11 protein-coding genes are annotated in these 9,974 nt (G+C 69.0%); 7 read left to right on the top strand and 4 right to left on the bottom strand.

Translation table 11 applies throughout. The features are described 5' to 3' along the window. Both AC1D15_RS08865 and AC1D15_RS08860 read left to right on the top strand, forming a co-directional pair. On the top strand, positions 1 to 841 hold an 841-nt coding region (locus tag AC1D15_RS08865), incomplete at its 5' end, for a dienelactone hydrolase family protein (protein WP_477825693.1). A gap of 74 nt (positions 842 to 915) precedes the next feature. After that, positions 916 to 1,692 (top strand): ZIP family metal transporter, encoded by a 777-nt coding sequence (locus AC1D15_RS08860; protein ID WP_047510053.1) that lies wholly within the window; start codon positions 916 to 918, stop codon positions 1,690 to 1,692. Here the strand turns inward: AC1D15_RS08860 and AC1D15_RS08855 are convergent, their stop codons facing one another. From AC1D15_RS08855 to AC1D15_RS08840, 4 genes are all read right to left on the bottom strand, one after another. Beyond that, positions 1,693 to 2,127 carry a universal stress protein gene (locus tag AC1D15_RS08855; protein WP_465111234.1) on the bottom strand — a complete coding sequence of 145 codons (435 nt, stop codon included), beginning with the start codon at positions 2,125 to 2,127 and terminating at the stop codon, positions 1,693 to 1,695. Between the two features lie 96 nt (positions 2,128 to 2,223). Next, on the bottom strand, positions 2,224 to 3,081 hold the full coding sequence (locus AC1D15_RS08850; protein WP_477825692.1) for a sulfurtransferase: 858 nt from the start codon (positions 3,079 to 3,081) through the stop codon (positions 2,224 to 2,226). Positions 3,082 to 3,092: 11 nt separating this feature from the next. Beyond that, the gene (locus AC1D15_RS08845) at positions 3,093 to 3,986 is read right to left on the bottom strand and encodes a DMT family transporter (RefSeq protein WP_477825691.1); all 894 of its coding nucleotides are present in this window, start codon (positions 3,984 to 3,986) and stop codon (positions 3,093 to 3,095) included. Positions 3,987 to 4,020: 34 nt separating this feature from the next. Then, entirely contained in the window at positions 4,021 to 5,049 is a 1,029-nt protein-coding gene (locus tag AC1D15_RS08840) for an aromatic ring-hydroxylating oxygenase subunit alpha (protein WP_477825690.1), read from the bottom strand. Between the two features lie 319 nt (positions 5,050 to 5,368). Here AC1D15_RS08840 and AC1D15_RS08835 point away from each other — a divergent pair, with 319 nt between their 5' ends. The 5 genes from AC1D15_RS08835 to AC1D15_RS08815 form a co-directional block, all read left to right on the top strand. After that, positions 5,369 to 5,647 carry an exodeoxyribonuclease VII small subunit gene (locus AC1D15_RS08835; RefSeq protein ID WP_477825689.1) on the top strand — a complete coding sequence of 93 codons (279 nt, stop codon included), beginning with the start codon at positions 5,369 to 5,371 and terminating at the stop codon, positions 5,645 to 5,647. Next, the gene (locus AC1D15_RS08830) at positions 5,644 to 6,531 is read left to right on the top strand and encodes a polyprenyl synthetase family protein (RefSeq protein WP_047510063.1); all 888 of its coding nucleotides are present in this window, start codon (positions 5,644 to 5,646) and stop codon (positions 6,529 to 6,531) included. Before AC1D15_RS08835 ends, AC1D15_RS08830 begins: the two co-directional genes overlap by 4 nt. 7 nt (positions 6,532 to 6,538) lie before the next feature. Next, the gene (gene dxs / locus AC1D15_RS08825) at positions 6,539 to 8,425 is read left to right on the top strand and encodes a 1-deoxy-D-xylulose-5-phosphate synthase (RefSeq protein WP_477825688.1); all 1,887 of its coding nucleotides are present in this window, start codon (positions 6,539 to 6,541) and stop codon (positions 8,423 to 8,425) included. A gap of 99 nt (positions 8,426 to 8,524) precedes the next feature. Further along, a complete protein-coding gene (gene folE2 / locus AC1D15_RS08820) occupies positions 8,525 to 9,316 on the top strand; it encodes a GTP cyclohydrolase FolE2 (RefSeq protein ID WP_477825687.1) in 792 nt (263 codons plus the stop codon). 43 nt (positions 9,317 to 9,359) lie between these two features. Further along, the coding region (locus AC1D15_RS08815) for an ABC transporter permease (RefSeq protein ID WP_477825686.1) at positions 9,360 to 9,974 on the top strand (615 nt) is incomplete at its 3' end.

Here is a 9,974-nt window from a genome sequence, read left to right as displayed (position 1 = left end):
CTCACACGCATCGTCCAGGGGGATCGCCATGCTCATCACCGCAGGCCAGGGCTATGCCGCATCGGTGCAGCCGATCACCGCCCACGCCATCGCCACCGATGCCCACGGCCTGGCCGCCGGGCCGGTGGAGATCCCGGTCGGCGGGTTCTCGATGCCCGCGTACTGCGCGATGCCGGCCGGCGGCACCGGGCTGCCGGTGATCGTCGTGGTCAGCGAGATCTTCGGCGTGCACGAGCACATTGCCGACGTGGCGCGGCGCTTCGCGAAGCAGGGCTACCTCGCGATCGCGCCCGAGCTGTTCGTGCGCCAGGGCGACGCGAAGGCCTACACCGATGTCGCGCTGCTGCACTCCGAGCTGATCAGCCAGGTGCCCGATGCGCAGGTGCTGAACGACCTGGACGCCACCGTCAGCTGGGCCGCGACGCAGGGCGGCGWCGTGTCGCGGCTGGGCGTCACCGGCTTCTGCTGGGGCGGGCGCGTCACCTGGCTGTTCGATGCGCACAACGCGGCGGTGAAGGCGGGCGTCGCGTGGTACGGCAAGCTCGCGACGCCGGCCACCGAGCTGCAGCCGCGCCGCCCGGTCGACATCGCCGGCCGGCTGCACGGCCCGGTGCTCGGCCTGTACGGGGCGGCCGACACCAGCATCCCGCTTGACACGGTTGATAAGATGAAATCAGCCTTGGACGCGGGCAATGCCGCAGCCCGGGCCTCCGAGATCGTGCTCTACCCCGACGCGCCGCACGCGTTCCACGCCGACTACCGGCCGAGCTACCGCCCCGAGGCCGCCCAGGACGGCTGGCGGCGCTGCCTCGACTGGTTCAAGGCGCACGGCGTGGCCTGAACGGCCCTGTCTGCTTTTGCCCAAGCCGCGCACATCGCGCGGCTTTTGTTTGATCGAGTGTTTGATCGAGTCCCATGACCCTTCTCTACATCGTGCTCGCGACCTTTGCCGGCGGGCTGCTGTCGGTGCTGCTCGCTGCCAGCCTGACGGTCAACGTGCTGGGCCGCATCGTCCACCACCTGGTGAGCCTGTCGGCCGGCGTGCTGCTGGGCACTGCGCTGCTGAACATCCTGCCCGAGGCCTTCGAGAGCAAGGCCAGCCCGCAGAGCCTGTTCATGACGCTGCTGGCCGGGTTGCTGTTCTTCTTCCTGCTCGAGAAGGCGGAGCTGTACCGCCACGGCCATCACCATGAAGGCGACGAGCACCACCACCACCACGGGTTCGACAAGCACCAGGCCGGCCGCGGTGGCTGGACGGTGCTGCTCGGCGACAGCATCCACAACTTCTGCGACGGCATCATCATCGCGGCCGCCTTCCTGACCGACACGCGGCTGGGCATGTTCACGGCGCTGGCGATCATCGCGCACGAGATCCCGCAGGAAGTCGGCGACTACATCGTGCTGCTGAATGCCGGGCTGTCACGCCGCAAGGCGCTGCTCTACAACGCGATGTCGGGCATGGCCGCGGTGGTCGGCGGCGTGGTCGGCTACGTGGTGGTCGGGCCGTGGGAAGCGCTGTTCCCGTACCTGCTGGTGGTCGCGTCGAGCAGCTTCATCTACGTGGCGGTGGCCGACCTGATCCCGCAGTTGCAGCACCGGCTGTCGGCGAAGGACACCGCGGCCCAGCTGGCGTGGCTGGGCGTGGGCCTGGCGATCGTGATCTTCGTCGCCAGCCACGCCCATCATCACTGACTAGCGGACGACCAGCACCGGTACCTTGCTGTGCGTCAGCACCTTCTGCGTCTCGCTGCCCAGCAGCAGCGCGCTGACACCGCGCCGGCCGTGCGAGGCCATCACGATCAGGTCGCACTCCTGGCGGCGGGCGTGGTCGATGATCGCTTCCCAGGGGTGCAGCGCCTCCAGCGTGTGCGCCTCGCAGGGCACGCCCACCGCGACGCAGTCGTCGCGCACCGCCTTGACCCGCGATGACGCGATGCGTTCCTGTGCGTCGAAGAACTCCTGCGGCGGCGTCGGCTGCATCTCCGAGATCGCGCTGTACGGGAACGGCTCCTTGACACTCACCGTGTAGACCCGCGCGTTGACCGACTTGGCCAGCGCAATGGCCGTGTCAGTCGCCTTCTTCGTGATGTCCGAACCGTCGGTCGGGACCAGGATGCGATGGAACATGGTCATCTCCTTGCAGTGGGAACTCTCGTGGGACCGTCTGGCGCCTCCAGTGTTCCCCGCACGGTAGTCCGCAGCTTGATGACGGTCAAACCCCGCTCACGAGCGGGGAGATTTCTCCATCGGGCGGCTACTGTCGGATGACCATTCGCTCCACGAGCCCGGGTACAGCGCCGCGCCGTGCAGGCCGGCGATTTCCATCGCCAGCAGGTTGTGGCAGGCGGTCACGCCCGAGCCGCACTGGTTCACGACCTCGGTGGGCGCGCGGCCGCCGAGTGCCGCGGCGAACTCGGCGCGCAACTGCTCGGCCGGCTTGAAACGGCCGTCTGCCTGCAGGTTGTCCTTGAAGAAGCGGTTCTTCGCGCCGGGGATGTGGCCGGCCACCGCATCGATCGGCTCGACCTCGCCGTGGTAGCGCTCCGGCGCACGGGCGTCCAGCACCAGCACGTCGTCCAGGCGCTGCTGCAGCTGCTGCGCGTCGATGGTCGGCCGCTGCGGCGCCGCATCCGGGTACGGCGCGGCCGGCACCGGCTGCACGATCTGCGGCGACAGCGCTCCGCCGGCGGCCTGCCACGCGGCGAGCCCGCCATCGAGCACGCGCACCTGCCGGTGGCCCATCCACAGCAGCACCCACCAGGCGCGCACCGCGTACATCGCGGCCTGCCGGTCGTACACGACGACCTCGCGCCCCGGCACGATGCCGACCCGGCCCATCCAGCGCGCGTAGTCGGCGCGCTCGGCGAGCGGGTGGCGGCCGTTGCGGCCGGTCTTGGGGCCGGACAGGTCCTCGTTCAGGTTCACGTACAGCGCGCCGGGAATGTGGCCTTCGCGGTAGCTGCGCTCGCCCGCCGCCGCATCGGCGAGGTCGAAGCTGCAGTCGAGCACCAGCGGCGGCGTCTGCGATGGCGCGAGCGCCTGTTGCAGTTCGGCGGCGGAGATCAGCGGCGGTCGGATCATCGGGAGGCCTTTCAGCTTTCGGGYAGGACGGAGATGTCGCGCTGCGGCGGGGATTCCTGGCGCAGCCGCGTCGCGGCGAGCCCGGCGCCGACGATCAGCACCATGCCGGCCAGCGCCATCCAGGTCACCGGGTCGCTGAAGACCAGCACGCCGTACGCGAACGAGAACGCGATGCCCAGGTACTGCAGGCTCGCATTCACCAGCGTCTTGCCGGTGCTGTAGGCGCGCGTCATCAGCAGTTGCGCCGAGGTCGCGAGCAGCCCGACGGCCAGCAGCAGCGCGGCGCCGATCCAGGTGTGGGCGTGCATGCCGGTCCACAGCATGCTGAGCGCGCCGGCCAGCACGCCGCCGAGCGAGAAGTAGAAGACGATGCGCGACTCGGGCTCGCCCGCCTTGCCGAGCGCCGAGACCTGCAGGTAGGCGGTGGCCGAGACCACGCCCGACAGCAGCCCGATCAGCCCGTGCCACAGCTGGTTCTCGGCGATCGTCGGGCGCAGGATCAGCCCGACGCCGATGAAGCCGGTCAGCACCGTCGCGATCAGCCGGCCGTCGACGCGGGCGGTGCCCAGCACCGCGGCGCCGCCGATCAGGAACAKCGTCATCCACACCGACGACATGTAGTTCAGCGTCATCGACGTGGCCAGCGGCAGGTTGCTGATCGAGTAGAACCACAGGCACAGTGCCGACACGCCGGTCAGGCTGCGCCAGAAGTGCATCGAGGGCACGTTGGTGCGCAGCGTGCCGCCGCGCCAGCGCGTGAGCGCCGCCAGCAGCAGCGTGCCGGTCAGGCCGCGGTAGAAGACGATCTCGCCCGGCGGGTAGTAGGCGGAGGCGAGCTTCACGCACACCCCCATGCTGGCGAACAGGAACGACGCGAGGATCATCAGGACGGGGGCGGAGCGCATCGGGCGATTCTCGCCCGGCGCGCAAGGCCCCGCGTCAGACGGCCAATTTCATCGCCTTGCGGTACCAGGCATGGAACTCCTCCATGCCGTCTTCCATCGGCGTCTGGTAGGGGCCGACCTCGTTGTCGCCGCGCTCGTGCAGCGCGCGCCGGCCGGCATCCATGCGCAGCGCGATCTCGTCATCCTCGACGCAGGTCTCGAGGTAGGCCGCCTGGTTCGCGTCGACGAACTCGCGCTCGAAGGCCACGATCTCTTCCGGGTAGAAGAACTCGACGACGTTCAGCGTCTTCTGCGGCCCCTTCGGGTACAGCGTCGACACCACCAGCACGTGCGGATACCACTCGACCATCACGTTCGGGTAGTAGGTGAGCCAGATCGCGCCGTGCGCCGGCACCGGGTTGTCGAAGCGGCCGCTGCGGAACGCCAGCACCGCGTCGTGCCACTTGCGGTAGGTGTCGGAGCCGGCCTTCGCGAGCGCGTTCTTCGGGCCGACCGTCTGCACCGAATGGTGGCGGCCGAACTCCCAGGCCAGGTCGTCGCAGCTGACGAACTGGCTCAGCCCCGGGTGGAACGGGCCGACGTGGTAGTCCTCCAGGTAGACCTCGATGAAGGTCTTCCAGTTGTAGTCGCACTCGTGCATGTGCACGCGGTCGAGCACGTAGCCGCTGAAATCCAGGTCGGCGCGCGGGCCGAGCGCGGCCAGGTCGGCGGTCACGTCGCGGCCGTTGGCCTCGAAGACCATGCCGTTCCAGGTCTGCGTCTTGTAGCGGTTCAGGTGCAGGCAGGGGTCGGCCGGGAAGTGCGGCGCACCGATCAGCTGGCCCTTCAGGTCGTAGGTCCAGCGGTGCAGCGGGCACACGATGTGGCTGCCGGTGTTGCCGCGCCCGCGCAGCATCACCGCCTGGCGGTGCCGGCAGACGTTGGAGACGAGCTCGATCCCGTGCGCGGTGCGCACCAGTGCGCGGCCCTCGCCCTCCTGGGGCAGGGCGTAGTGGTCACCGATGTCGGGAACCGCGAGTTCGTGCCCCAGGTAGCGGGGCCCATGCTGGAAGATGAGCTCCATCTCGCGGCGATGGAGGTCGTCRTCGAAGTACGCGGAGACGGGGAGTTGGGTGTTTTGGCGCTCGAGAGCTGGAAGGGCGAGGCTCAGGTCGGACRTGATCCCGAGGGTCTCCTATAACCGATGTGAACGTGCCACCACGGGGCGCTGCCGGGGGTGGGAGGTCTCGCTGCGCACGGCGCGTTGGAACCAGCGAGGGCGGGATTGTAGCTGCCGTGCCGCACGCACGTCCCCATTTGGGGGGATGACGCCACGAAAGCGTCCGTGGGAGCCCTGATCGCAGGGGAGGGGCTGACTACAATGCTTGTTTTTGTGTCATGACATGCCAAAGACCCCTTCCGCCACGGCCGACGCCGCAGCGCTGACCGAGGTGCCGAGCACGGCAACTGCGCCGGCGCCTGCCAGCTATGAAGATGCCCTGTCCGAGCTCGAGCGGCTGGTCGTCGCGATGGAGGGCGGGCAGCTTCCGCTGGAGAAGCTGCTTGAAAGCTACAAGAGGGGGGCGGATCTGCTCAATTACTGCCGCGAGCGCCTCAGCGCCGTCGAGCAGCAGGTGCAGGTGCTCGAAGAAGGCCAACTGAAGCCGTGGTCCGGGGGATGAGCTTGATCGAATTTGATGAATGGGCGCGCGCCGAGCTGGAATCGGTCGAGGCCGCGCTGTCGCGCTGGGTGCCCGCCGAGGCACCGGCCGGACTCGGCCAGACGATGCGCTACGGCGTGCTCGACGGCGGCAAGCGGCTGCGTCCGCTGCTGGTGCTGGCGGCGGCCCGGGCGGTCGACGGCCAGTGCGAGGCCGCGTTGCGGGCCGCCTGTGCGGTGGAGCTGATCCACGCCTACTCGCTGATCCACGACGACATGCCTTGCATGGACAACGACGTGCTGCGCCGCGGCAAGCCGACGGTGCACGTTCAATACGGCGAGGCGCAGGCGATGCTGGCGGGCGACGCGATGCAGGCGCTGGCCTTCGAGGTGCTGACGCCCGACGCGGGCGTCGAGCCGGCGCTGCAGGCCCGCCTGTGTTCGCTGCTGGCGCGCTCGGCCGGCCACGCCGGGATGGCCGGCGGCCAGGCGATCGACCTCGCCAGCATCGGCGCCACGCTCGACGAGCGCACGCTGCGCGACATGCACCACCGCAAGACCGGCGCCCTGCTGCAGGCCAGCGTGCTGATGGGCGCGGCCTGCGGGCGCACGAATCCGGTGGCCTGGCAGGCGCTGGCGGAGTATGGTGACGCCCTGGGCCTCGCTTTCCAGGTGGTCGACGACATCCTCGACGTGACGCAGGCCTCCGAAACCCTCGGCAAGACCGCCGGCAAGGACATGGACAACAACAAGCCGACCTACGTCAGCGTGCTGGGCCTGGAGCCCGCGCGCCGGCATGCCGCGCAGCTGCGCGACCAGGCCCATGCGGCGCTGGTGCGCAGCGGCCTCCCGAGCACCGGCCTGCTGGGCATGCTGGCCGACAAAGTGGTCGAACGTGATTCCTGAGCCGCCGATGAACCACACCCTGCTGCACACCATCCAGAGCCCGGCCGACATCCGCCGGCTGTCGCGCCTCGAGCTCAAGCAGCTGTCGAGCGAGTTGCGCGACTTCCTGCTGCACAGCGTCGCCGAGACCGGCGGGCACCTGTCGTCCAACCTGGGCACGGTGGAGCTCACCGTCGCGCTGCACCATGTGTTCAACACGCCGCACGACCGGCTGGTGTGGGACGTGGGCCACCAGACCTACCCGCACAAGATCGTCACCGGCCGGCGCGAGCGCATGCCCACGCTGCGCCAGGCGGGCGGGCTGTCGGGCTTTCCGCGGCGCGACGAGAGCGAGTACGACACCTTCGGCACCGCGCACTCGTCGACCTCCATCTCGGCCGCGCTCGGCATGGCGATGGCCGCCAAGCTGAAGGGCGAGGAGCGCCGCTCGGTCGCGATCATCGGCGACGGCGCGATGACCGCCGGCATGGCCTTCGAGGCGCTGAACAACGCCGGCGTGTCGCAGGCCAACATGCTGGTGGTGCYGAACGACAACGACATGTCGATCTCGCCGCCGGTCGGCGCGCTGAACAAGTACCTCGCGCGGCTGATGAGCGGCAAGTTCTACGCCGCCGCGCGCGAGGGCGCGAAATCGGTGCTGAAGAACGCGCCGCCGCTGTTCGAGCTGGCGCGCCGCTTCGAGGAGCATGCGAAGGGCATGGTCGTGCCCGGCACGATCTTCGAGGAGTTCGGCTTCACCTACGTCGGCCCGATCGACGGCCACGACCTCGATTCGCTGGTCCCGACGCTCGAGAACCTGCGCGACCGCCCGGGCCCGCAGTTCCTGCACGTCGTCACGAAGAAGGGCTACGGCTACAAGCTGGCCGAGGCCGATCCGGTCAAGTACCACGCGGCGTCGGGCAAGTTCGACCCGGCCGAGGGATTCCCGAAGGCCAAGCCGAGCAAGCCCACCTTCACGAACATCTTCGGCCAGTGGCTGTGCGACATGGCCGAGAAGGACAAGCGCCTGATCGGCATCACGCCGGCGATGCGCGAAGGCTCGGGCATGGTCGAGTTCGAGAAGCGCTTCCCCGAGCGCTACCACGACGTCGGCATCGCCGAACAGCATGCGGTGACGTTCGCCGCCGGCCTGGCCTGCGAAGGGCTGAAGCCGGTGGTCGCGATCTATTCCACCTTCCTGCAGCGCGCGTACGACCAATTGCTGCACGACGTGGCGATCCAGAACCTGCCGGTGGTGTTCGCGCTCGATCGCGCCGGCCTGGTCGGCGGCGACGGCGCGACGCATGCCGGCGCCTACGACATCGCGTTCCTGCGCTGCGTGCCGAACATGAGCGTGCTGGCACCGGCCGACGAGCGCGAATGCCGCCAGCTGCTCACCACCGCGTTCGAGCAGGATCACCCGGTCGCGGTGCGCTACCCGCGCGGCGCCGGCGCGGGCATCGCGATCGATCCCGAACTGAGCTCGCTGCCCTGGGGCAAGGGTGAAGTGCGCCGCCGCGGCGAGCGCATCGCGATCCTCGCCTTCGGCACCTTGCTGTATCCGGCGCTGGCCGCCGGCGAGGCACTGGGCGCGACGGTGGCCAACATGCGCTACGTGAAGCCGCTCGATGTCGCGCTGGTGGCCGAGCTCGCACGCACGCACGATGCGATCGTCACGGTCGAAGAGGGCTGCCTGATGGGCGGCGCCGGCAGCGCGGTGCTCGAGGCCCTGCAGGCCGAGCGCATCGAGATCCCGGTGCTGCAGCTGGGCCTGCCCGATGTCTTCGTCGAGCATGGCGATCCGGCCAAGCTGCTGGCGGCCTGCGGGCTGGACGCGGCGGGCATCGAGCAGTCGATCCTGAAGCGCTTCGGCGCGCGCCCGGCGCTGGTCCGGCCGGCTGCCACCCATCGCTGAGCCCGTTTGAACGGCGTCTTCAAGCCCTTTTGCGCATGGGGCGCATTGATTCCTGTCATCCTTCAGGCCGTTGACAGATAGAAGTCCGACATGAATCACATGACGAATTTGAAAGACGCGCTGCACATTCCCGACACGCAGAGCGAGCGCGACGAGCGCCACCTGGCGATCCAGCGCGTCGGCGTGAAGGATGTGCGCTATCCGCTGCAGCTGAAATTCGGCAAGACCGCGCAGCCGACGATCGGCCAGTGGGAGCTCGACGTGGCGCTGCCGGCCGAGCAGAAGGGCACGCACATGTCGCGCTTCGTCGCGTGGCTCGATGCGCTGCACGAACCGCTGGACGCCGATGGCCTGAAGGCGCGCTTCGCCGAGATGCTCGAGAAGCTGCACGCGACGCACGGCCGCATCGAGGTGAAGTTCCCGTTCTTCATCCGCAAGCGCGCGCCGGTGTCGGGCGTCGAGAGCCTGCTCGACTACCAGGGCAGCTGGGTCGCCGAGATGCGCGACGGCAAGCCGGTCGTGTGGTCGCAGGTGCTGGTGCCGGTGAAATCGCTGTGCCCGTGCTCGAAGGAGATCTCCGACTACGGCGCGCACAACCAGCGCTCGCACGTGACGATCCGTGCCGAACTGCTGCAGGACGTGCCTTGGGGCGAGCTGGTGCGCTTCGCCGAGAACGCGGCGTCGAGCGAGATCTGGCCGATGCTCAAGCGCGCGGACGAGAAGTGGGTCACCGAGCATGCCTACGAGAACCCGAAGTTCGTCGAGGACCTGGTGCGCGACGTGGCGCTCGGGCTGAACGGGGACAAGCGCATCGGACGCTACGCGGTCGACGTCGAGAACTTCGAGTCGATCCACAACCACAGCGCCTTCGCCCGCATCGAACGCCTGTGAGCGGCGCGATCCGGAGGRCATTCCGGGTAGCATCCGCGCACCTATGAACTGGCCCTACGAATTACAGATCGGCGTGCGCTACACGCGCGCCGGTCGCACCGGCCGTCGCAACGGCTTCATCTCCTTCATCTCCGGCGTCTCGATGCTCGGCATCGCGCTCGGCGTCGCGGCGCTGATCATCGTGCTGTCGGTGATGAACGGCTTCCAGAAGGAAGTGCGCGACCGCATGCTGTCGGTCGTCGCCCACGTCGAGGTGATGGACGGCCAGGGCCAGGCGCTGCCCGACTGGCACCTCACCGCGAAGCAGGCGCGCGGGAACCCGCAGGTGATCGGTGCCGCGCCGTTCATCGCCGCGCAGGCGCTGATCGCGCGCGGCGACGACATGCGTGGCGCGATCGTCCGTGGCATCTCGCCGGACGACGAGGCCACCGTCACCGATCTCGCCGCGGAGATCAAGGACAAGACGCTGTCGAAGCTCGTGCCCGGCGAATGGGGCATCGTGCTCGGCATCGAGCTCGCGCGTTCGCTCGGCGTGCACGAGGGCGACAAGATCACGATCGTCGCGCCCGGCGGGCAGGTCACGCCGGCCGGCGTGGTGCCGCGGCTCAAGCAGATGACGGTGGTCGGCACCTTCAACGCCGGCCACTACGAGTACGAC

It is taken from the genome of Rhizobacter sp. P2_H2, from assembly GCF_056403375.1.
This window is presented reverse-complemented; position numbering and strand designations above follow the sequence as displayed.